We start from the raw sequence: 22,443 nt of genomic DNA, 5'->3' as shown, positions 1-22,443 counted from the left end.
CACAGATGCGTCATGTACTGGTGATCGGTGAAGGGCAACTGGGCATGATGCTGGCCGAGGCCGGCGTGCGCCTGGGGGTGGTGGTCGACCGGCTGCACCCGGAAGAAGGCGACATCATTGCCGGCGGCTCTGACCTGCGTCAGACCCTGGACGCCGACGCCGTGCTGGCGCGTTACGACGTGATCACGTCCGAGCGGGAACATTTTCCGCAAACGCCGCTGGTGCAGGCCCTGATCAGCGATAACAAGTTCCCCAACGCCGACACCTATGCCTTGCTGCCGGACCGCGCGCAGCAGAAAACCATGCTGGATGAACTGGCCATCGCTACCGCGCCCTGGGGCCTGTGGCATGGTGACGCCGCGACGGCCATGGCGGATTTCGGTGACCGCGCCCGGCTCAAATCCCGCCGGGGCGGATACGACGGCAAGGGCCAGTGGGCGTTGAACAAGGGCGGCGATCTGCCCCCCGCCGACAGCGCCATCATCGAATCGCACATTGATTTCAGTCGCGAACTGTCGCTGGTCGGCGCGCGTAACGCCAACGGCGAAAAAGTATTCCTGCCGCTGGTGGAAAATCGTCATCGCGATGGCATTCTGCGTCTGACCCTGGCACCCGTGGCCGAGATGGGCGCCTGCGTGGCCGATCTGCAAGCCGAAGCGGAAGACTGGCTGGGCCGCATCATGGATCATCTGGGTTATGTCGGCGTGATGGCCATGGAACTGTTCGATACCGACAGAGGCCTGCTGGTCAACGAACTGGCGCCGCGCGTGCACAATTCCGGCCACTGGAGCCAGGACGCGGCCAGTGCCTGCCAGTTCGAATTGCACCTGCGCGCGTTGTGCAATCTGCCGCTGGCCGCCCCGCAACTGCACGGGTGCGCTGCCATGATCAACATCATTGGTGAAGCCTGGGACCCGGAGTGGCTGCACATCTCCGACCTGCATTTGCACTGGTATGCCAAATCCCCGGTACGTCCCGGGCGCAAGATGGGGCACTTCAATCTGTTTACCCGCGATGCGGCATCGCTGCACGCCCGCCTGCACGAACTTACCACCCAGCTGCCCTGGTTGGCTCAGGATCTCTGACCCGCAACTTCCCATCTGATTTGTGGTGGGCGCTCCATATCAGGCTTCGCACGTCGCAAAGCCCACCTGTTGTTCAACACAGCCTTAACCGAGATACGGGTTGAGGCATTGCCTCCTGCACCGCTATTCTCGAACCCTCCACAACAAAGCAGAGGGATACGCTTGTGCACAATACGGATGTGATTACGTTACCGCGTCTGGTCGCCAGACTGCCCAGAGTGCTCGCCAATCTTCCGGGCCTGATCAAGGGCGCCCGCATGTCGAAAATCACCGATACCCGCACACCGGTGGGTCTGGCGCGGGGATTTCAGCTGGCGGTAAACAATAACCCTGAAGGTGTGGCGCTGATGTTCGAGGATCAGCGCTTCAGCTATCGCGAGCTTAATGCCTGGGCCAACCGGGTGGCGCATGCGCTGGCCGCACGCGGGTTGCGCAAGGGTGACACCGTGGCGGTGGCCATCGAGAATCGCCCGGAGCTGATCGCGACGGTCCTGGGCTGCGCCAAGCAGGGCATCTGCGTGGCGCTGCTCAATACGTCGCAACGTGAAAAAGTGCTGATCCACAGCATCAACCTGGTGGAACCGAAAGCCATCATTGTGGGCGAGGAGATGCATCAGGCCGTTGAAGCGGTGCGTTCCGAACTCAGCCTGGAGCGCGGTGGTTTTCTGTTCTGGGCGGATCGCAATACGCGCGAGGAGGCCGGTGTTGCCCCTCCAGGCTATGTGAACCTTGCGGAAGCACTGCGTGACATGTCCGATCATGACCCCGACGCCGTGAACCGTATCGTGCTTCGGGATCCGCTGTTCTATATCTATACGTCGGGCACCACCGGCATGCCGAAAGCCGTGATTTTCAACAACGGGCGCTGGTGGAAAGCGTACGGGGGGCTGGGGCATGCTGCGGTGGGCCTGAGCAAGGACGATCGCATGTACTGCACGTTGCCGCTTTATCACGCTACCGGGATGGTGGCCTGCTGGAGCGCGATCATCTGCGCTTCGGCGGCGCTGGTGCTGGCGCGGCGTTTTTCCACCAGCCGGTTCTGGGATGACGTGCGTCGTTATGAATGCACGTCATTCGGTTATGTAGGCGAGCTGTGCCGGTATCTGCACGATGCGCCCCGTCGCCCGGGGGATGCGAACAACCCGGTGCGGATTATTGTCGGTAACGGTTTGCGGCCCGGCATCTGGCGGGCCTTCAAGGACCGTTTCGGTATCGAGCGGGTGGTCGAGATCTATGGCTCTTCCGAGGGCAATGTTGCTTTCGCCAATATCTTCGGTTTCGACAACACGGTCGGTTTTTCCACCGTCTCCTACGCCATCGTCGAGTACGACAAGGATGCCGACAAGCCCGTGCGTGGGGCCGATGGATTCATGAAAAAAGTAAAAAAAGGCGAAGCCGGTTTGATGATCGGTGAAATTACCGCCAAGACGCCCTTCGACGGCTACACCGATCAGGACAAGACCGAGAAATCCATTTTTCGTGATGTTTTCCGCAAGGGCGATGCCTGGTTCAACAGCGGCGACATGATGCGCGATATCGGTTATCGCCATGCGCAGTTTGTGGACCGGCTGGGGGACACCTTTCGCTGGAAAGGGGAAAACGTTTCCACTACCGAAGTGGAGCAGATCATCGATCAGTACCCGGATGTGCAGGAGTCGGTGGTGTATGGCGTGGAGATTCCGGACACCAACGGCCGTGCCGGTATGGCGCGGCTATGTCTGAAGGTATCGCTGGCGGCGTTTGATTTCGAGGCCTTTGTTAACCATCTCTACCGTTATCTGCCGATCTACGCCGTACCGGTTTTCCTGCGTATCAGTTATGACGCCGTGGAGACCACCGGCACTTTCAAATACCAGAAAAACCGTCTCAAGGAAGAAGGCTATGATCTGTCCCGGCAGGATAATCCGCTCTATGTATTACTGCCGGGGCAGATCGATTACCAGCCCCTGACCGCCGAGCTTGCGGCGGAGATCAATGGTGGCGAGCATCGCTTCTGATCAGAAGGCCGCGCCCAGGGCGATGTACCCCCGGGTCTCGCCCAGGTCGTTGTCCAGGCCGCGTGCCACGCCAGCGCGCAGCGGCAGGATCAGGTTGTAGCCCAGCACCAGCTCTGTGGTGAGTTCGGCGCCCACGCCGGTAAAGGCCTGCTCGTCATAAGGCCCCGGCGTGTCGTTCCATACGGCGCCTGTATCGCTGAACAGGGCGCCATGCAGATCGCGCACACCGACCGGCCAGGTTTGCGCGTTGCGCTGGATTCTGGCCAGCGGGAAACGCCACTCGGCACTGCCCAGTGCTACCCGACGGCCAAACAGTTCATTATCCGGGTAGCCGCGCAGAAGATAGCGGTCGCGCCCGAATACGCCGAGGCTTTCCCCGTGGTGATCGCCCAGCCTGACCGGTTTGGGCGCGTCGCTCCCCCAGCTGCCTGCCGCGCGCAGCGCCAGGACATGGGAACGCCCCAGGTGAATGAATTCGCGGTAATCCAGGCTGTACACCTCGCCGGTAAAATCACTGGTGATGGCTTCGTTGGTTTCAGCGATCAGGGCCAGGCGACGCCCGGCGGCCGGGCTGATGCTGAAACGGAACGACTGCCGGTTGTCATACAGCAACGCCATGCCTGCCAGGCCGCGCTGGCGGTCGATAAAGGGCGTTGTGCCCTCGGCAACAAAGCGATCGCTGTCGCGCTCGATGAAGACACCCGCGCGCAGCTCCAGCCGATCATCCAGCGCATTCCACAGATTCAGACGCGACAGGCTCAGGGTGTCTGAGGCGCGTACCCGGGTGACCTCGCCGTCGCTGCTGGAGAAAGACAGGTCGCGCTCGCCGAACAGTTGCCAGCGGTTACTGAATTGCCAGGCGGCAAAGCCTGCCGGTTCCTCGCTACGGTTTTCCCAGGTCAGCGTGAGCGCATACTGATGCTCGCCCAGGCTGTCCTGGCCGCTCGTGGAAAACCCCACCTGGGTACTGTCGTCATTGGCCAGCAACACCGGGAACCACCAGCGTGGCCGCAGGCTGTGCCAGGGCCGGTAAGGCTGAGGCGTGGAGAGGACGACGGGAGTGGCGCCTGCCTCGCTGCCCGGATGCGGGCCGGGGGCAGGGGGCATAGCGGCCGTCAGCGGTGCTGGCTCGCCCGGTTCGTCGAGCGGTTCATTGGTCGGTTCCAGTTGCCACAGGTCATAGCCCCTGTCTGACAGATATTGGACATAGTGCTTTCCATCATCGGTTTGCACCGGCGTCAGTGCGGCGGTATTCACGTCTGTGAGTCGCCGGGGTGAACTTCCGTCGGCAGGCCAATGCCAGACGTTGAAACGTCGGCTGCGCGACGGACTGGTGGGATAGTCCGCACTGAACAGCAGGCCGCCATCCGCCGTAAAACTCGGCTCTCCCTGAATGAAAGCGTTGTCGGTCAGCAGGGTCAGGGTGCCGTCGGCCAGATCGATGCGCGCCAGTTGCCAGCTGCGGCCAGCAGGTTTGAAGGCCGCCACCAGATGCGTTGCGTCCGGGTGCAGACTGAAAGGTCCCAACACCTCGCCGGGCTGGCCTTGCCACACCGCACCCAGATCGTTGCCGTCGCGATCGAGCCGGCGCAGTTCGGGCAGGCCGTTGACCATCCGCCGTGCGAGCAGTGTGTCGGTGCCCAGCCAGCGCGCCTCACGGTAGCGGCCATCTTGCGTCAGCCGCTGCCAGCGCCGCCCGGTGTAGCGATACAGATCACTCCAGGCGCGGTTTTCCCGACGCAGCCGCGTGCTGGCCATCACGATATCGCCCTGGGCGCTGACATCGAACAGACCGGGGTTGCGCAGCCGCGTCACGGTTTCCGGTGGGTGGCCGTCGCGGTAACGCACTAGCCGTGGGTGCGCATGGCCGTCGTCCTGAATGCGATAGACCGACTCACCACGGGCGACCGGCGGATAACTCGTCAGCCCGTGATGCGTCAGTGGCTGCCCCGACAGCGGCTCACCGTCTTCGGCAAAATGATCATGCAACCACTGCTGATATGCCGCCCACAGCGCCGGGAAACGCTCGCCGTACACGCGCTGCGCTGTGCTGTTCAGTGCAAAGGGCAGCAGGTTGCTGCTGTAGTCTTCGATCAGCGCATCAATGCGTGCCTGACCCCGGGTTTCTTCCAGAAAGCGATAGAAAAAGGCGCCATACAGATAGCCATCCCCCGACGGCCAGCGCCGGTTGGTGACGCTGACTTGCGACAGACTGCGCGGCCCGGCGGCAACCTGCGCGCGTATCTCCCCTTCGTACAGCGCACTGTAGGCACGGCCACGGAGGCGCTCGGCATCGGACTCCTTCTGGATCGCCAGCCCTTCGATCATGAAGGTGGGCTGGAACTGATTCGGAAACAGAAACGGAAAGCGCCCCAGCACCCGGCGCATTCCCAGCGGGCTGCCCGAGGCTTTGTCCAGGTGCAGCACATGGGTGTATTCGTGAGTGATCAGCATGTCCAGCCAGTCGTCGTGATTTTCCAGACTGTTGAAGCGATCCGGTGGCGACAGAAACAGGCGGCTTTGATTGAAGGGCAGGGCACTGGCCCAGCCGTTGGCAAGATCGTAGTTATCGGTGAGCACCAGTTCGGTGCGCTGCCGGGGTTGCCAGTTCAGCTCCTTGCTCAGCCGCGCATGCGCCGCTTCGGCCCGGTCTGCCGTATGTGCGACCCAGTCCTGGGCTCCTCCACGGTAATGAATACGGAAGTGGGGCGTTTCTACCGTCAGCCAGCGCTCGCCCTGGCGCCAGTCGGTGCTGAGGTCATTGAAGGGGGGGCTGGCAAACGTGGTAGTGCCCCAGAGCAGGGCCAGCACGAGGATATTGAAGCGCACCCTGAACTCCTTCTGTGGGCTTTTTTGCGGCTTACCACCATGCCCAGACTACTGTGCTACCTGGTCGCAGGCAATTTCGGTGTGTGCTGGCCCTCCAAATCGTGCAGCTGTTCCCCGTCTCTGCTTCTGAGGTCTGTATCATGCGGTAGCTGAACCGGCGATGGGGGACAAGAATGAAAACAGCAACAAAAGGGCTTGTGGTCATGCTGGCTATGGCGGCATCGGGGTGCGGCGGCAGTGGCGGCGGTAGCGTGGGGGACGGAGGCGATCCGAATTTCAGTCATCTGGTGGTTACCGATAACGACAATGGCGGTCTGCTTCTGTTTGATATCACCGACAAGCAGGCCATCAATCACGATCCGGTGCTGACGCTGGCGTTGCCCACGCCTCATTTTGATCCGACCGGATTGACTTACCACCGGGGCATTGATGCGCTCTTTGTGGCCGGCTACATGGGCATCATCCACATCTATGATGACTTTTCGCTGGCAACAGGGGAATCAGTGCCCTCCCGGAGCATCAGCGGCCCGCTGACGCAGTTGAGCGAGGCCACCGATACGGCGCTGGATGCGTCACGGGGTCTGCTCTACGTGGTCGAGTATCCGGATATTCTGGTCTTTGACAGGCTGGCCAGCATTGATGGGGATGTGGCGCCTGCTGCCGTGATTACCGGGCTGGGTATCGCTGTGGATAGCCGGTTGGCCACTGATCCCCTGCGAAACCTGTTGTATGTGGCGGACCCGGGCGGCTGTTCGCTTTTCCGGCTTGCCAATGCGAGCGCGCAGGACGGGGCGGCGGTCATCAGTGCCGAGATCACCTATGCCGGATGCGATTACCCTTGGGGTATCAGTCTGGATGCACGCCGGGACATGCTGTATGTGAGTGATCAGGTGACAGGCGCGGTATTTGTGTTTCACCGCGCCAGCCAATGGGAGAGCGGTGCGAGGGTGCCGGATCGCACGATTGCCGGTGAGGCCACCACACTCGAGGGCCCCTCTGAGGTAGTGGTCAATCCACTGACCGACCGGCTGTACGTGCTCGACGCCGATGGCGAACAGCTTGTGGTCTGGGACAATGCGTCCACAGTGGACGGCGATGTACCGCCCGATTGGGCCATTTCTGCGGATAATGACGTGCTGAGTTACAGCTATGATCTCGAGGGTATCCGCTAGCACTTGGGGTCGCTCAGTGTCGATGGCAGCAGATTACCCTGGAGGGTGGCCAGCCGCAGACTCTGGGGCTTCCATGTCTCGGACCTCTTTTTCTTGTGTCCATTTTTCTTCCTTGGGCTTATGCTCCTTGCGGAAAAAATGCCGCCCTGAATGCGGCTCTACCGGGGGATGAGAATGAACGCAGCAACGAAGGTGTTTGCCAGCCTGTTGGTTACGGGGGTCGTGGGGTGTGGGGGCAGTGGTGGTGGCGGTGGCAATGCGAGCTTCACCCATCTGGTGGTGACCGATAACAGTAACGGCGCTTTGCTAGTGTTTGATATCGGTAGCAAACAGGATATCAACGGCGACCCGTCGTTGATCTTGACGGTACCCGGTAGCTCTTTTGATCCAACGGGGCTGACCTACCACCGGGGCATTGATGCGCTTTTCGTGGCCGGTTACACGGACGTAATTCATGTCTACGATGGCTTTTCATCGGTCACCGGAGAGTCACTCCCTTCCCGAAGCATCAGTGGCCCGCTCACGCAGTTGAATGCAGCCACGGACACCGCGCTGGACGCGTCACGGGGCCTGCTGTATGTGGTCGCGTATCCGAATATCCTGGTCTTCGATGAGCTGGCCAGCATCGATGGGGATGCAGCGCCTGCCGCCGTGATCACCGGGCTGGACATTAGCGCCGACAGCCGCTTGGCTGCTGATGTCCAACGGAATCTGCTGTACGTCGCTGATCCGGGCAGCTGCTCGCTTATCAGGCTCGCCAATGCCAGTGCCCAGGATGGGGCGGCGGCGGTGGATGCGCAGATCTCCTATACGGAGTGCTGGTACCCTTGGGGTCTCAGCCTGGACGAAGGGCGGGACATGCTTTATGTCGGTGACCAGTCGGCAAAGGCGGTATTTGCGTTTCACGAGGCCAGTCAACGGGAGGGTGGCGCTACCACACCGGATCGGACGATTATGGGTGAGAACACCACGCTCGAGGGCCCCTCTGATGTAGTGATCAATCCGCTGACCGACCGGCTGTACGTGCTTGACGCCAATGGCGAGCAGGTTGTGGTCTGGAACAATGCCTCTTCAGTGGACGGCGATGTACCGCCCGGTTGGACCATTGATGCGGATAATGATGTGCTGGGCTACGCCTATGACCTCGAGGGTATCCGCTAACGCCGGTCGCTCAAGGTGAACAGCGGCAATGAAAGGTTGCGATACAGCGCCGCCAGCCGCAAGGCCAGGGCGGCGCTGAACCCCGCCCAGGTGCCCAGCAAGGGCATGTCGATCATGACACACCCTGCCGTCACCGCCGCGCCCAGCAGGGCGGCGGTGGCATAGATTTCCTTGCGCAGGATCAACGGCACCTCGCCACAAAGGATGTCGCGAATCATGCCGCCGACCACGGCGGTCATCACCCCCATCACGATCGCCACGCCGGGGCCGAAGCCCAGCAGCAGGGCGCGTTCGGTGCCGATCACGCAGAAGGTGGCCAGGCCCAGGGCATCGGCCAATGGCAAGACATGGCGGGGCACGCGGACGTGTCGGGCCAGGGCTACCGTGGCAAAGCCAGCGGCCAGGGCCAGCCAGATATACATCGGCTTGGCGATCCACAGCACCGGCGTAGCCCCGAGCACCAGATCACGCACGGTGCCACCGCCAATGGCGGTCACGAAGGCCAGCACCATGACCCCGAACAGGTCCATTTGCTTGCGCCCGGCGGCCAGGGCCCCGGAAACCGCAAATACGATGGTGCCGAACAGGTCGAGCCACAGCAGCAGGGGCATGAACAGGTCCTCGCGATCTTCACTCTTTCTGGTGATGGCGGGAACGATACTACGCCCATGTCAGCGGAGATACCGATGGATACGCTCTACTACGATGGTCGATGCCCCCTGTGCCGCCGGGAAATGGCATGGCTGGCGAGACTGAAACGCGAATCCCTGCATCTGGTCGACATCCACGGGCTCGGGGATGCGACACCGTTGCCCAGGCGTGACATGCTCGAAGTGCTGCATCTGCGCACGTCGGACGGGCTTTGGGTGACAGGCGTCGACGCCACGGTGCGCGCCTGGCGGCATACGCCCATCGGGCTGCTGTGGCAGTGGCTGGCCTGGGGTCCGGTGCGACCACTGGCCACGCGCGTCTATCGCCGCTGGGCGGCGCAGCGCTATGCGCGGCTGTACGGCTGCCGCACTCCATAATCTTTCCATAATACTGCCATAGACTCTGCCCTGTTCCCGGTTGTCATGCCCTTGATATCGACAGGAGCCAAATCTGGTGGTTGCACGCATTCCCATGGTCCATCGTTTATCGCCCCGCGGGCGCCGGCTGGTTTACTGGCTGGTGCCTTTGCTGTTGTTGGCCGCTTGGTTTGGCTGGCAGGCATTTCGCCAGCCGGTGCAGGCCGAAGTGCCAACAGCCGAAGCCACGCGCGGGGATATCGAGTATGTGGTGACGGCGCTGGGCAACCTCCAGCCGCGCCACTATGTGGATGTGGGCGCCCAGGTATCGGGCCAACTGGTACGTTTGCATGTGGACGTGGGGGATCAGGTCAGCGAAGGCGATCTGCTGGCCGAGATTGATGCGGACGTGCAGCAGGCGCGGGTGGAAGCCGGTCGTGCGCAGCTGGTGGCGTTGCAGGCGCAGTTGGCCGAACGGCAGGCGCAACTGGCCCTGGCACGGCAGCAGTTCCAGCGTCAGGAGCGCTTGCTGGCCGATGACGCCACCAGTGAGGATGCCTTCCAGATTGCGCGGGCCACGGTGCTGACCACCGAAGCGCAGATTCGCGCCTTGCAGGCACAGATCGAGCAGAACCGTTCCTCCCTGCGGGCCGAGGAAGCGACGCTCGGCTTCACCCGTATTTTTGCGCCCATGGACGGGGTGGTGGTGTCCATGGAGGCGCGCCAGGGGCAGACCCTGAACGCCAATCAGGTGGCGCCGATTCTGATGCGCATTGCCGACCTGTCCACCATGACGGTATGGACCGAAGTTTCTGAAGCGGATGTCAGCCGCCTGCGCGCGGGCATGCCCGCCTACTTTTCGCCCCTGGGTATGCCCGGCACGCGCTGGGAAGGCCAGCTGCGGCAAATCCTGCCGACCCCGGAAATTCTCAATAACGTAGTGCTCTACACGGCGCTGTTCGACGTGGATAACGACGATGGTCGCCTGATGACGCAGATGACGGCCCAGGTGTTCTTCGTGCTGGATGAAGCGCGCGATGTGGTGCGGGTGCCGGTGTCCGCCGTGCAGCCGCTGCGTGGTGGCAAGGGGCTGGTAACGGTCATCACCGGCAACGGTCAGCGTGAGCAGCGCGAGGTCGAGACCGGGGTGAGTGATCGCATCACCATGGAAATCCGCAGCGGTCTGCAAGAGGGTGAGACCGTGCTGGTGAATGCGGCCCCCGGTGGGCGCGCCAGTGCCGGTAACCGCCCGCAGCAGCAGCGTATGCCACGAGGGCTGTTTTGAGCACGCCGCTGATCCGCCTGCGTGAGGTGCGCAAACGCTACGTCACCGGTGATGTGGCGGTGGATGTGCTGCGTGGTATTTCGCTGGATATCCATGCCGGGGAATTCGTGGCGATCATGGGTGCCTCGGGGTCAGGCAAGTCCACACTGATGCATATTCTCGGTTGCCTCGATCAGCCGAGTGATGGCGAATACCTGTTCAATGGCGAAAACGTGGCCACGCTGAATGATGACCAGCTGGCCTGGCTGCGCCGGGAAGCCTTCGGCTTCGTATTCCAGAGCTACCATCTGATTGCGGCGGGCTCCGCCACGGAAAATGTCGAGGTGCCTGCGGTGTATGCGGGCACGCCGCGTGCCGAACGCCGCGCCCGGGCCCAGGCGCTGCTGTCACGGCTGGGGCTGGACGAGCGGATGGATCATCGCCCGAACCAGTTGTCCGGGGGGCAGCAACAGCGCGTGTCGATTGCCCGTGCCCTGATGAATGGCGGGCATATCATTCTGGCGGACGAGCCTACCGGGGCGCTGGACAGCCACAGTGGTGCCGAAGTGATGGCCCTCTTGGGTGAGTTGGCCCGGGAAGGGCACACCGTGATTCTGATTACCCACGACGCCACTGTGGCGGCCCATGCGGATCGGGTCATCGAGCTGGCCGACGGTGAAATCGTGCGCGACAGCGGCAGTACCCCGGTGCGGCATCAGCCGCGAGCCGTGCCGGTGCCAGGCGCACAGGGCACCGTGGCGCCAGTATCCGTGATTCCCGAAGCGCTGGAGGCGTGCAGCATGGCGCTGCGATCCTTGCGCGCGAATCTGTTTCGTACCTTGCTGACGCTGCTCGGTGTGGTGATCGGTGTCGGATCGGTGGTGGCCATGCTGGCCATCGGTGAGGGGGCACGCACCTCGGTGATGGAGCGGATCAGCGCCATGGGCACCAACCTGCTGGTGGTGCGGCCGGGCTTCGAGGGTTTCGGTCGTCGCAGTGTCGACGGTGACATCGCCACCCTGACACCGGAAGACGCCATTGCGGTGGCGGCCCTGCCAAACATCATTGCTGCGGTGCCGGAAAATACCAGCCGCGCCACCGCCCGGGCGGCGGGCCGCGACACCACCACGCAGGTCAACGCCACCACGGCGGCGTATCCCTTGTTGCGCAACTGGCAGCCTGAACGTGGTGTCTTTCTGAGTGATGAAGACCAGCATCGTTATGCGGCCGTGGCGGTGATCGGGCAGACGGTGGCGCGCACCCTGTTTGCGCAGAGTGATCCGCTGGGTGAATTCCTGTTGCTGAATAATGTGCCGTTCCAGATTATTGGCGTGATGAGTGAGCAGGGCGCCACGGCCTGGGGCGACGACGCGGACGACATCGTTTTTGTGCCCCTGTCCACGGGCAGCTTGCGTTTGTCTGGTCAACGGCACCTGCGCTCGATCACCGTGGCGGTGGACGATGTCAGCCAGATGGATGCGACCGAAGCAATGGTGGCGGACCTGCTGCGGGAACGGCATGGCGTTGAGGATTTCCGCATCCGTAATATGGCGGCGATTGTCGAAACGGCCTCTGCCACGCAAAACACCCTGACTATCCTGCTTGGTTCCATTGCCGCGATTTCGCTGCTGGTGGGGGGCATTGGCGTGATGAACATCATGCTGGTCAGCGTCACTGAGCGTACGCGAGAGATCGGTATTCGCATGGCCACGGGTGCACGCACGCGCAATATTCTGCAGCAGTTCCTGGTGGAGGCGGTGGTGGTCTCGGCCATGGGCGGCGTGGTGGGTGTGCTGGCCGGTGTGGGGGTCGGCGCACTGATCGGCGCGCTGGCCATGCCGGTGCAGTTCTCGGTGCCGATCATGGTGCTGGCGTTCGCCTGTGCGGCGGGCACCGGGCTGGTGTTCGGTTTTGCTCCGGCGTTGAAAGCCGCGCGGCTGAACCCCGTTGTAGCGTTGAGTAGCGAATGATGAAACGGACCCTGTTGAGCCTGACTTTGCCGGTATTGTTGGTGGCGTGTGGTACGACACCGGTACAACAGACGCCGCCCGCGCCGCCCGAAGGCTGGGAATACGGACTGGGCGCCACTGAGGCCTGGCCTGCGCGCCACTGGTGGCTCAGCTTTGCCAGCCCGGAACTGGATGCGTTGATGCAGCAAGCGCAAGCCAATAACCCGGATCTGGGCGCGGCGGCGGCGCGTATTCTGCAGGCCGAGGCCCAGGCTCGCATGGCCGGAGCCAGCCTGCTGCCGAATGTGGACGCCGGGCTGGATGCCGGACGCAGCGGGATTGTGGATCAGGGCGGCGCCAGCGGCAGCTACAGCGCCAGCCTGGGCGCCAGCTATGAGCTGGATTTCTGGGGCGCCAACCGGGCGCAGCGGGCTGGCGCGCGCGCCAATCTGCTGGCCAGCGCCTATGACCGTGAAACGGTGGCACTGACGCTGACGGCGGGGGTCGCTAACACCTATCTGCAAGTGCTGTCGCTGCAGGAGCGGCTGGAGATTGCGCGTCTGAATCTGGAACTGGCGGAAGAAATTCTGCGCGTGGTGGAAGCGCGGGTGCGCAATGGCGCCGGTACACCGCTGGATCTGGCGCGGCAACGGGCCGTGGTGGCCCGCCAGCGTGCCAGCGTTGAGCCACTGCGGCAGCAGGAGCGTGATGCCCGGGCGGCGCTGGCGTTGCTGCTGGGGCGTACGCCGCAGGGTTTCCAGACCGAAGGTCGTCTGGCGGCGCTGGCGATTCCCGAGGTGATGGGCGGATTGCCCTCGGAACTGCTCGCGCGGCGCCCCGATATTCGCCAGCAGGAAGCGCGTCTGCGAGCTGCCGAGGCTGATATTGTGGTGGCGCGCGCGGCGCTGTTTCCCAGCGTACGCCTGACCGGCGCCCTGGGTACGCGCAGTGATGTATTCAGTGAGCTGTTCAGCGGTGATCTGCTCTATAACGTCGGTGCCTCACTGACGCAGCCCATCTTCAACGCCGGGCGGCTGCGCGCGCAGCGCGACCTGAGCGAGGCGCGCCAGCTGGAGTTACTGGAGCAGTATCGCGGAGCCACCTTGCAGGCGTTTGCGGAGGTCGACCTGGCCTTGAGCAACATCGAAACGCTGGCCGAGCAAGCGTTCCAGCAGGATGAAGAACTGGCCCAGACACGTCGTGCCTTCACCCTGGCGGAAGCCCGTTACCGGGAGGGGGCCGATGACCTGCTGTCCCTGCTGGACGCCCAGCAGTCGTTGTATCAGGCCGAAGAAAACAACGGCCTGCTCCGGCTGGCGCGGATGCAGGCCATTGTCACGCTCTACCGCACACTGGGGGGCGGTTGGCAGGAGCCGGTTGAACAGGTCAGCGCAGCTGAAGAGTAATGCCGCGCAGTGCCGGGCCGTCCGCGCCACCAATCTGACCGCGCTCGGTAAAGGCGCCGGTCATCAGATTGATGCTGTAGAGCGTGTAGGGCCCCATGCCGTTGCCGCTGAGTGCAGCCAGCACCAGACCGTTATCGCCGCCGATAATGTCAAAGCCCTGGTCGCCGCTGATCGCGATGGGCGTATCCGTCAAGGGCACCTGGGTGCCGTCGTTGGGCGGGTTCTGCAGATTGAGGGAATCGTTCCCGGTGTCCAGTGTGAACAGCTGCGTGGTGGCCGTGCCGGCGAAGCTGTTGGTATAGGCCGCTGCGGTTAACGCCGGGACCGCAGCGTCGTCCTCGGGCAACAGGATGCTGCCGATCAGCCCCAGCAGCGGACCGAGCAGGGGAATGTCTTCGATCCCGCCCAGATCACTTTCTTCTGCATAGGCGATGTCACCGTCGACAATCGTCTCGCCGTTGTCCACATTGATGCGCAGGTTCTGCCCCTGATCGCTGATCAACCGCAGCCGATCCGGCACCGGGTTGAAATCCATGGCGAAGTCATCGCCCAGCAGCCCATCAAAACCCGAGTCCGGTGCAGCCACCAGCGCCGCCTGGAAACTGGCGACACCAGAATGGGCGTCGACGGTGTAGAGGTTGCCGAGGTTGGACACGCCGTAAAGCTCGCCCGTGGCCGGACGCACGTCCACACCCACCAATGTTTCACCGTCTTCCATCAGCCCGGTTACCGTCACCGGCGCCGACACCATGCCCGGTGAGCCAGGAGCGAACTCGATCAGAGCGTTGTCGCGCGTCAGGCCGATGACGACGGGGGGTGCAGGGGGCGCCAGCGCAATCCCCAGCAGGGTGCCGGGTATATTGAGGGTGCCGATCAGTGAGGCCACATCGGCCTCGGCGGTCAGGTCGATGCGGTAAAGGCCGGGTTGCCCGTTGACGGTCAGCGCGGCGATGGCCGCGTTATTGCGTCCGTCGATCACGAAGCCGTTGGCGTCGTCCGCGTCGATGCCCAGGGTCACGCCGTTGACCAGCGTGCCGTCGTTGGGCGGATCTTGCAGATAAAGCATCTGTTCGCCCGTATCGATATTGAACAGGCGCGTCGAGGTCGTCCCGGCAAAGCTGTTGGTGTAGGCCGAGCCGGTGATACGGGTCTCACCCGAACCACTGTCGAGCGGGCCATCCACCAGGGTGGCACCATTGTCCACGTTGATGCGCAGGTTCTGACCCGTGTCCGACGTGACGCGCAGGCGGTCCGGCACCGGATTGAAATCCACACCGAAATGCGTGCCGTCCAGCGCTTCGAAGGTGGGTGTGCTGTCAGGCGCAGCCACCAGCGCCACGGTGGTTTCCACCACCGCGGTGTGCGGGTTGATCACATAGAGGTTGCCGAGCCGACCCACTGCATAGAGATCGCCGGTGGCCGGGCGGAAATCCATGCCCACCAGTATGTCATTGTCGGCCAGGCCGGTGATCGCGACGCTGCCGGTCGCCTCGCCCGGATTGCTGGCCTCCACAGACGAGAGGATGAAGATCGGGCTGTCATCCTCCAGGTCACTGCTCAGGATCAGCAGGGCGCTGCCCGGTAGCTGTGGCGGCTCATCCATCATGGGCGGATCAGCGGGCTGCAGGGAGCCGCCGGAGCTGCCGCCGCAGCCGGTCAGCAAGGCGGCGGCGGCAAAAAGAGGTAGCAGGAAGTCACTGTTTTTCATGGAGCTCTCCATCGCTTTCGAGCCAGGTCATGAGCTGGCCCTTCGCTGACAGTGGGCGTTCTGGCGGGCCAATGTGGCGTGAAATAACGAATGTGGTTTATGGGGTCTTGTGTAAGGCTTCGTAACCCGGGCGAGCGGGGCAGGGAAGGCGCGCCATGTCTGAGGGGCGAGTGACGGCATCGGGTGCTGGCAAAGTGCCATCAGGGCCCGTGTGACGGGCGGTTCAGCGCTGGAAGTTAACTTTATGAAAACCAGCTTTTCTTAATAGTCAGTTTCGATTTGATGACTTAGATACTAGCCTTCACATGACTCAGTTCACACCGGCTGTTTCACAACAATAACGAGCCAGAAGAACACAAGGAGATTTCCGGCATGAGGCTTAATCTGTCACAACGCGTTCCGCTGTTCCGTTCTCTGCACCTGGCTGGCCTTCTGGCTGGCGTGATGCTGGTGCAGGGCTGCAGCATCATCTACAAGACCACCGGGGATATCCTGGTCAACTACGGGCGTTCCGAAATGACGCCTTACCTGCTCACCTACACCGATGTAGGCATGGCTTGCGCTACCGGTGAGGGGCTGACGCCTTTCCTGGTGTCGTTCGAGTCCGTTCACGCCAATCCGACCCGCCTGGCCGTGCTGACCAACAATATGGCCGCCGCCTGCGCCGATCAGCGTGCGCTGGATGCCGAGCTGCGCTACAACCGGGCCATGAACCGTGGTGATACCGCGGAAGCACAGGACGCGCGCACCGAGCAGAAACAGCACGCCGAAGTGGCCGCCCGTCGCCTGTATGAATCCTACCAGCGTGCCGTGAAACAGTACGGTGAAGTGGATGTCGACCAGGACTGCCCGCGCCTGCGCAGCGACTTCGATGAACTGGTGTTCATGGTCGGCCAGATCAGTGGTTCCCAGGCACTGCTGCATGATGCCACCGCCGATGTCACCGTGGGTGTGCCGCGCGATATTGCTGCCAAGGCAGAGCGTGCTGCGACCTGTCTGGATAACGACAAATGGTGGGGCGTGCCGCAGGGCATCCGCGCGACCCTGTGGACCATCCTGCCGATGCTGGCACCGGAAGGCGCCGACAACTGGGCTGAACTGGAAGGCGCCGTACGCAAGGGCTTCGATGCCGGTGTGCGCCTGAACAGCGCCCTGTATGTGGTGGCGGCCTACAGCGTGGGTAACGACGAACACGTACGCCGTGGCATCCGTGATTTCGCCAACTACGACACCAGCGAACTGGATCCGGACAACGCACTGCTGGATGCCATTGCCGGGGAGATGGTGAAGGGCGTATCCGATCGCATGTGGACCGAAAATACCGGCCAGCGCACCCCCTACGGGCGCCTGGGCACCTTCTGGGATGATCGTGATGACCGTGAGCAGATCGATATCGACGACCTGCTGTAAATGGAGAAGTGACATGTTTTGCAAACGTCTTGTTTCTGCCTTGCTTGCCTTGGGCATGATGGGGATGGTCAGCACCGCACAGGCCACTACGCGCATCAACTTCTGCGTTTTCGACATCATCGGTACCTCCGGGGATACCTTCAATCTGCTGCGGGATTACCGTACCGCCGCCCTGAATCAGGGTGTCGACCTGCGCATGCGCGCGTTTACCGATGAGAACATTGCCTATGAGGAATTTCTCAGCGGGCAATGTGATCTGGTCGCCATGACCGGGTTGCGGTCGCGTAACCTCAACAGCTACGTCGGCAGCCTCGACTCCATCGGTGCGATTCCGAACTACGATGTCATGCGCACCGTGGCGCAGGTGCTGGCCAGCAACAACCCGCGCATCAAGGCCAACATGCGCAGCGGTTCCTATGAAGTGATCGGCATGGCGCCGATGGGAGCGGCCTATCTGTTCGTGAAAGACCAGAGCATCAATAACGTCAATGCCCTGGCCGGGAAGTCCATTTCCGTGCTCGAGCATGATGTGGCCCAGGGTCGCATGGCGGCGCGTGTCGGCATGTCCCCGGTGATGTCAGACATCACCAACTTCGCCGGTCGCTTCAACAACCACAGCGTGGACATCTGCTTTGCGCCGATGATGGCCTACAGCGCGCTGGAACTGTACCGGGGCATGGGGCCGGACGGCGGTATCGTGGACTACACGCTGGGGCAACTGACCATGCAGCTGGTGGCGCGTCATGAAAAACTGCCAAACGGCTTTGCCGACTGGTCGCGCCAGTATGTGTTCGAGAACCTGCATGAGCGCGCCCAGGCCGTGGTGGACAATTCCTACAGTGACGTGAGCGATGATCGCTGGATCCGCATCAACGAGGAAGACACGCTGCGTTATGACGAGATGATGCGCGAAGCGCGTGTCGATCTGACCCGCCAGGGTGTCTACAACGCCGACATGATGTCGCTGCTGCGCAATATCCGTTGCCGTCACGATGGCGCCCGGGCCGAGTGTTCCGAACGTCTTGAGTAAGTAGCCTTGTTGATAAACTTCGAGGCCCGCTTTGGCGGGCCTTTTTTTGTTCGGCAATAGGCCAAAATGGGTAAATTTGCCATATTTGCCCGTTTGCCCTAGTATCAGGGTCAGGCAACGAGCGAGGTGCTCCCCATGGCAACCCATACAGCGTTTGACGAACTTGACCGGCGCCCGGCTTCTGACCTGAAGCGAGCGGGCTGGCGCGATGTCATGCGCTCGGTCCGCGAGCGCGGGCGCCTGCTGGTGACCAACCACAACCAGCCGGAAGCCGTGATCCTGTCGGCCGAGGCCTACAGCGAGCTGATGCAGCTGCTCAAGCAGGCAGACAGCACCCAGGCGTCGGCCCTGGCGCAGTTGCGCCAGCGTTTCGACACCCATCTGGCCGGACTCAAGCAGGCCGATGCCGGAGACCGCCTGCGGGCACTGATGGATGATCCCGCCACCCTGGGCGGTGACGTCGGGGCTGGCGAGAGCCATTAGTGGCGCGCCCGGTCCTGTTCGTGCTGGCGGGGGTCAATGGCGCCGGCAAGAGTTCTATTGGCGGCCATCTGATTCGTCGGCAGGGCCTCGACTGGTTTAACCCCGACACCTTTGCCCGGGAACTCAGAGACGCCACCGGCTGCCCGCAGCAACAGGCCAACGCGCTGGCCTGGCAGGAAGGCGTCAGGCGCCTGGATCAGGCGCTGGCCGCCGGAGAACACCACGCCCTGGAAACCACCCTGGGCGGCAATACATTGCCGCAGCGCATTCTCGCCGCGACCCAGACCCATGACGTCCTGATCTGGTTCTGCGGCCTGACCTCACCGGCTCTGCACCGTGAGCGCGTCCTGGCCCGCGTCGCAGTCGGCGGCCACGACATCCCCGAAGACAAGATTCGCGCCCGCTTCGACAGCGCCCGCGCCAACCTGATCGGCCTGCTGCCCCACGTGCAGCGTGTCAATTTGTTCGATAACAGCCACACCGTGCCGCCCGGCACACCGATTCCTGATCCGTTGCCGGTGGCGCGGATTGAGGAGGGGAGGTTGGTGTGGCCGGATACCCCGGAGCAGATGGAGCGCACGCCGGAGTGGGCGCGTCCGATCCTCGGTGCTTGCCTGGAGCCAGGTTAACCTTCGTAGTAGCATGTCCGCTTTCCCGGACACGGGCGGTCACTGCCTTTGCCGCCAGGACCGCTCGGTTCGGCCACAGGAAGGCAGCCGCGCCTGTAGCAGTAGCCATAACAATACAGGGAGTCTCCGTGAATACCGAAAACCATCCCGAATGATGGGTGAACTCAAGCTGCATATTGCCGACGTTGCCAGAAAAACTGGCCTTAGCCGGGCAACGGTTACGCTGCTCTATAAAGAAACTGCTCAAAAGTAGATTTGGAAACGATAGAAAGAATCTGTCTATTATTAGGTTGCGCAGATCGGTGATCTGTTAGAGTTCCAAATTTCAAATCAATCGAAGGAAGGCCAGCCCTAAAGTGAAAATTAGCGATGAATGATATAGATGAAATCAAAGAAAAGCTTAGTCAGTTTGCGCTAGCACGTGATTGGGACCAATTTCACTCTCCCAAAAATCTGTCAATGGCTTTGGCAGGTGAGGTTGGCGAGTTATTAGAATTGTTTCAGTGGCTCACGGAAGAACAGTCAAATAATCTAACACGGGAGCAGCGTAAGGCCGTGGAGGAGGAGGTGGCGGATGTTTTTCTTTACTTGCTCAGGTTGGCAGACAGGCTGGGTGTTGATTTACTGGAAGTGGCTAAAAACAAAATAATTATAAATGAAAATAAATACCCGGTAGATAAAGTTAAGGGTAGCTCCAAGAAGTATACGGAATATTAATCATGCTGGTATACAGTGGGAATAAGAAAAAATTTATCGAAGATGTCGGCGCGAATGCTATAGAAAGTATCATTTTGACAGAATTTGAAAGGAAGCTACTAAAGCGCCCATCAAAAAATGAAGTTCTTTCATGGAAGAATTCCATGCAGTACATGTTCAAGATTCTTATTGATCCAGATATTCCGCATGACTCTGGTGTTTCGATTGAATATGTGCTGCCTCTAACTAGCAAGCGCATCGATTTTATTCTGACGGGAAAAGATGAGAAAAAACGCGAGACTGCTGTAATCATCGAGCTCAAGCAATGGAGTGAAGTAAAAAAGACAAGCAAGGATGGCATAGTAAGAACCTTTTTGGCCGGAGGTGAAAGGGAAACTAGTCACCCCTCCTATCAAGCTTGGACATATGCGGCTTTGATCGAGGACTACAATGAAACCGTTCGGCAAGAAGATATAAGAATAATGCCTTGTGCCTATCTGCATAACTTGATTTCCGACTCGGCGATTAATGACCCTTTTTATATAGCACACACCAGTAAGGCACCTATTTTCATTTCAAAAGATGCAAAAAAACTAGCTGATTTTCTCAAAAAGTATGTCAGATACGGCGATAGCGATAACATCATGTATCGTATCGAGCATGGCAGAATCAAGCCTTCAAAGGGGTTGGCAGATAGTCTCGTCTCAATGTTAAGTGGTAATCAGGAGTTTCTGATGATTGATGATCAGAAGCTGGTTTATGAGGCCGCTATTGATCTGGCACATAAGGCGAACAAAGGCAGGAAGCAGGTGCTGATTGTTGAGGGTGGGCCGGGTACAGGAAAATCAGTGGTCGCCATCAATTTACTGGTCGAGCTTACCAAGCGAGAAATGAATGCCCAGTATGTTTCTAAGAACGCAGCGCCTCGGGCTGTGTTTGCTGCAAAATTGACCGGGACCATGACTAAAACAAAGATCAACAACATGTTCAAAGGCTCAGGTTCTTATATTGGAGCGGAAACTAATTTCTTTGATGCGCTGATTGTTGATGAAGCCCACCGATTAAATGAAAAGTCAGGTCTTTACGGGAACCAAGGTGAACACCAGATAAAGGAAATCATTAATGCATCTAAGCTCTCAGTATTTTTTATTGATGAAAAGCAGCGTGTAACCCTGAACGACATAGGTTCGCTTGAGGAGATTGAATATTGGTCGAGTAAGCTGGGTGCGAACGTTTCCCGTATGGAATTAAAGTCTCAATTCCGCTGCAATGGCTCAGATGGGTATCTTGCATGGCTTGACTCATCTTTACAGATACGAGACACGGCAAACACTACGCTTGATAATATCGATTACGATTTCAAAGTGTTCGACTCGCCTATCGTTTTGCGCGATGAAATTTTCAGGAAGAATGCTATTAATAATAAGGCTCGATTAGTTGCCGGGTATTGCTGGAAGTGGGCAAGTAAGAAAGATAAAAACGCAATGGACATCCAGATTCCAGAATATGGTTTTGAGGCGCAATGGAATTTGACGAATGATGGTAGCCTGTGGATTATTTCACCAGAGTCTGTTAGAGAGATAGGTTGCATCCATACATGTCAAGGTCTGGAAGTAGATTACATTGGAGTGATTATCGGCCCTGATTTGGTCGTACGCAATGGCAAGATTATTACCGATGCAGGCAAGAGAGATGGTAGGGATAAAACTATCAGGGGCTACAAAAAGCTCTTGAAGGAAAATCCTGAAGACGCAGCCAGAGTTGTCGACGATATTGTTAAGAATACATATCGAACACTGATGACGCGAGGGCAAAAGGGCTGCTATTTGTTTTGCACCGACCGAGAAACTAACGAGCACTTTTCAAAATTGATAGATCAGGCTCGACAAGTAAAAGAAATAACTCTGGAAGAAAAATATCCTGGGTTGAACCTGAATATCTTACCAGCGAAGGATGTTAGGCCCTATATAAACTCCGTGCCTGTGTATAACCTGAAAATCGCCGCTGGTGATTTCAGTGAATACCAAGCTTCGGGTGATTTTGACTGGGTTGAACTACCGGAACATATTCGTATGTCCGATGGATACTTTGTAGCACAGGTCTTGGGCGAGTCCATGAATCGGCGAATTCCCAATGGATCATGGTGCCTTTTTAAAGCCGACCCTGGTGGTTCTCGCGAAGGAAAGATTGTTTTGGTGCAACACAGAGACATTCAGGATGTTGAGCAGGGAGGTCATTACACGGTTAAGGAGTATCATAGTGATAAGGCTTATACTGAGGATGGAGGATGGCGCCACTCTAGAATCATACTTAGACCAAAAACGAGTGCGCTTGGGTACAAGGACATTCCATTGACGGAAGATCAAGCCATAGATTTAAGGGTTATTGGTGAGTATGTTTCGATTCTAAGTTAGTCGAATTGCGGAAGTGCTCGTCCAGCAAGGTCCGGTGGGTAATCCCCCCGAAAAGTAGGGTTGCTTAAGAAAGTAGCATTCTCTCGTCACCGCCTATCAATACCCATTGAGGCTGTCGGGGCCTCTCGCGGTAATGCAGTTGCATTGACATGGCAATGCGACCGCATTACCATCCGGATATCGCCCAGATCCGCCGGAGACTG

The 22,443-nt window shown here is 60.0% G+C and carries 18 protein-coding genes; 15 read left to right on the top strand and 3 right to left on the bottom strand.

What is annotated here, in order from left to right; genetic code table 11:
* Window positions 1-5 precede the first annotated feature (5 nt).
* Both DKW65_RS08850 and DKW65_RS08845 read left to right on the top strand, forming a co-directional pair.
* Window positions 6-1,085, top strand: a complete 1,080-nt coding sequence (locus DKW65_RS08850; protein ID WP_111656906.1) for a 5-(carboxyamino)imidazole ribonucleotide synthase — start codon at window positions 6-8, stop codon at window positions 1,083-1,085.
* A 164-nt stretch (window positions 1,086-1,249) separates the two neighbouring features.
* Window positions 1,250-3,082, top strand: a complete 1,833-nt coding sequence (locus tag DKW65_RS08845; protein ID WP_111656905.1) for a long-chain-acyl-CoA synthetase — start codon at window positions 1,250-1,252, stop codon at window positions 3,080-3,082.
* Here DKW65_RS08845 and DKW65_RS08840 read toward each other — a convergent pair whose 3' ends face one another.
* Window positions 3,083-5,911, bottom strand: a complete 2,829-nt coding sequence (locus DKW65_RS08840) for a hypothetical protein (RefSeq protein ID WP_111656904.1) — start codon at window positions 5,909-5,911, stop codon at window positions 3,083-3,085.
* Window positions 5,912-6,084: 173 nt separating this feature from the next.
* Between DKW65_RS08840 and DKW65_RS08835 the strand changes: the two genes are divergently transcribed.
* Complete coding sequence (locus DKW65_RS08835; protein ID WP_162925781.1) at window positions 6,085-7,083, top strand: NHL repeat-containing protein; 999 nt, start codon at window positions 6,085-6,087, stop codon at window positions 7,081-7,083.
* 174 nt (window positions 7,084-7,257) lie between these two features.
* Entirely contained in the window at window positions 7,258-8,244 is a 987-nt protein-coding gene (locus tag DKW65_RS08830) for an NHL repeat-containing protein (protein ID WP_111656902.1), read from the top strand.
* On the opposite strand, the gene DKW65_RS08825 is transcribed toward DKW65_RS08830, so the two are convergent.
* A complete protein-coding gene (locus DKW65_RS08825; protein WP_111656901.1) occupies window positions 8,241-8,855 on the bottom strand; it encodes a trimeric intracellular cation channel family protein in 615 nt (204 codons plus the stop codon). The two genes, DKW65_RS08830 and DKW65_RS08825, sit on opposite strands and share 4 nt — an antisense overlap.
* Before the next feature lie 75 nt (window positions 8,856-8,930).
* On the opposite strand from DKW65_RS08825, the gene DKW65_RS08820 reads away from it, so the two are divergent.
* From DKW65_RS08820 to DKW65_RS08805, 4 genes are all read left to right on the top strand, one after another.
* A complete protein-coding gene (locus DKW65_RS08820; protein ID WP_111656900.1) occupies window positions 8,931-9,272 on the top strand; it encodes a thiol-disulfide oxidoreductase DCC family protein in 342 nt (113 codons plus the stop codon).
* Between the two features lie 76 nt (window positions 9,273-9,348).
* Window positions 9,349-10,536: an efflux RND transporter periplasmic adaptor subunit gene (locus tag DKW65_RS08815; protein ID WP_245932443.1), complete on the top strand. Its 1,188-nt coding sequence runs from the start codon at window positions 9,349-9,351 to the stop codon at window positions 10,534-10,536.
* Window positions 10,533-12,485 (top strand): MacB family efflux pump subunit, encoded by a 1,953-nt coding sequence (locus tag DKW65_RS08810; protein ID WP_111656898.1) that lies wholly within the window; start codon window positions 10,533-10,535, stop codon window positions 12,483-12,485. The genes DKW65_RS08815 and DKW65_RS08810 overlap by 4 nt, the downstream gene beginning before the upstream one ends.
* Window positions 12,482-13,870, top strand: a complete 1,389-nt coding sequence (locus DKW65_RS08805; protein WP_111656897.1) for an efflux transporter outer membrane subunit — start codon at window positions 12,482-12,484, stop codon at window positions 13,868-13,870. Before DKW65_RS08810 ends, DKW65_RS08805 begins: the two co-directional genes overlap by 4 nt.
* On the opposite strand, the gene DKW65_RS08800 is transcribed toward DKW65_RS08805, so the two are convergent.
* Window positions 13,851-15,578 (bottom strand): DUF4394 domain-containing protein, encoded by a 1,728-nt coding sequence (locus tag DKW65_RS08800; protein WP_162925780.1) that lies wholly within the window; start codon window positions 15,576-15,578, stop codon window positions 13,851-13,853. The two genes, DKW65_RS08805 and DKW65_RS08800, sit on opposite strands and share 20 nt — an antisense overlap.
* A gap of 372 nt (window positions 15,579-15,950) precedes the next feature.
* Between DKW65_RS08800 and DKW65_RS08795 the strand changes: the two genes are divergently transcribed.
* From DKW65_RS08795 to DKW65_RS08765, 7 genes are all read left to right on the top strand, one after another.
* The gene (locus DKW65_RS08795; protein WP_211315759.1) at window positions 15,951-16,988 is read left to right on the top strand and encodes a hypothetical protein; all 1,038 of its coding nucleotides are present in this window, start codon (window positions 15,951-15,953) and stop codon (window positions 16,986-16,988) included.
* Window positions 16,989-17,001: 13 nt separating this feature from the next.
* Complete coding sequence (locus tag DKW65_RS08790; protein ID WP_111656895.1) at window positions 17,002-18,018, top strand: putative solute-binding protein; 1,017 nt, start codon at window positions 17,002-17,004, stop codon at window positions 18,016-18,018.
* A gap of 135 nt (window positions 18,019-18,153) precedes the next feature.
* Window positions 18,154-18,501, top strand: a complete 348-nt coding sequence (locus DKW65_RS08785) for a type II toxin-antitoxin system prevent-host-death family antitoxin (protein WP_111656894.1) — start codon at window positions 18,154-18,156, stop codon at window positions 18,499-18,501.
* Window positions 18,501-19,130, top strand: a complete 630-nt coding sequence (locus DKW65_RS08780; RefSeq protein WP_111656893.1) for an ATPase — start codon at window positions 18,501-18,503, stop codon at window positions 19,128-19,130. The genes DKW65_RS08785 and DKW65_RS08780 overlap by 1 nt, the downstream gene beginning before the upstream one ends.
* Before the next feature lie 13 nt (window positions 19,131-19,143).
* Entirely contained in the window at window positions 19,144-19,383 is a 240-nt protein-coding gene (locus DKW65_RS16150; protein WP_425451925.1) for a helix-turn-helix domain-containing protein, read from the top strand.
* Between the two features lie 116 nt (window positions 19,384-19,499).
* The gene (locus tag DKW65_RS08770; RefSeq protein WP_111656892.1) at window positions 19,500-19,847 is read left to right on the top strand and encodes a nucleotide pyrophosphohydrolase; all 348 of its coding nucleotides are present in this window, start codon (window positions 19,500-19,502) and stop codon (window positions 19,845-19,847) included.
* Window positions 19,848-19,849: 2 nt separating this feature from the next.
* Entirely contained in the window at window positions 19,850-22,240 is a 2,391-nt protein-coding gene (locus DKW65_RS08765; RefSeq protein ID WP_111656891.1) for a DNA/RNA helicase domain-containing protein, read from the top strand.
* The last annotated feature ends 203 nt before the right edge of the window (window positions 22,241-22,443 follow it).

The sequence above is a fragment of the Isoalcanivorax indicus genome, from assembly GCF_003259185.1.
GTDB lineage: Bacteria > Pseudomonadota > Gammaproteobacteria > Pseudomonadales > Alcanivoracaceae > Isoalcanivorax > Isoalcanivorax indicus.
This window is presented reverse-complemented; position numbering and strand designations above follow the sequence as displayed.

Bases quoted from the DNA above. Each gene is read 5' to 3' on its own strand.
- DKW65_RS08850 (WP_111656906.1), top strand. From the start codon at position 6: ATGCGTCATGTACTGGTGATCGGTGAAGGGCAACTGGGCATGATGCTG.
- DKW65_RS08835 (WP_162925781.1), top strand. From the start codon at position 6,085: ATGAAAACAGCAACAAAAGGGCTTGTGGTCATGCTGGCTATGGCGGCA.
- DKW65_RS08830 (WP_111656902.1), top strand. From the start codon at position 7,258: ATGAACGCAGCAACGAAGGTGTTTGCCAGCCTGTTGGTTACGGGGGTC.
- DKW65_RS08825 (WP_111656901.1), bottom strand. From the start codon at position 8,855: ATGCCCCTGCTGCTGTGGCTCGACCTGTTCGGCACCATCGTATTTGCG.
- DKW65_RS08820 (WP_111656900.1), top strand. From the start codon at position 8,931: ATGGATACGCTCTACTACGATGGTCGATGCCCCCTGTGCCGCCGGGAA.
- DKW65_RS08805 (WP_111656897.1), top strand. From the start codon at position 12,482: ATGATGAAACGGACCCTGTTGAGCCTGACTTTGCCGGTATTGTTGGTG.
- DKW65_RS08800 (WP_162925780.1), bottom strand. From the start codon at position 15,578: ATGAAAAACAGTGACTTCCTGCTACCTCTTTTTGCCGCCGCCGCCTTG.
- DKW65_RS08795 (WP_211315759.1), top strand. From the start codon at position 15,951: ATGAGGCTTAATCTGTCACAACGCGTTCCGCTGTTCCGTTCTCTGCAC.
- DKW65_RS08790 (WP_111656895.1), top strand. From the start codon at position 17,002: ATGTTTTGCAAACGTCTTGTTTCTGCCTTGCTTGCCTTGGGCATGATG.
- DKW65_RS08785 (WP_111656894.1), top strand. From the start codon at position 18,154: ATGGCAACCCATACAGCGTTTGACGAACTTGACCGGCGCCCGGCTTCT.
- DKW65_RS16150 (WP_425451925.1), top strand. From the start codon at position 19,144: ATGTCCGCTTTCCCGGACACGGGCGGTCACTGCCTTTGCCGCCAGGAC.
- DKW65_RS08770 (WP_111656892.1), top strand. From the start codon at position 19,500: ATGAATGATATAGATGAAATCAAAGAAAAGCTTAGTCAGTTTGCGCTA.
- DKW65_RS08765 (WP_111656891.1), top strand. From the start codon at position 19,850: ATGCTGGTATACAGTGGGAATAAGAAAAAATTTATCGAAGATGTCGGC.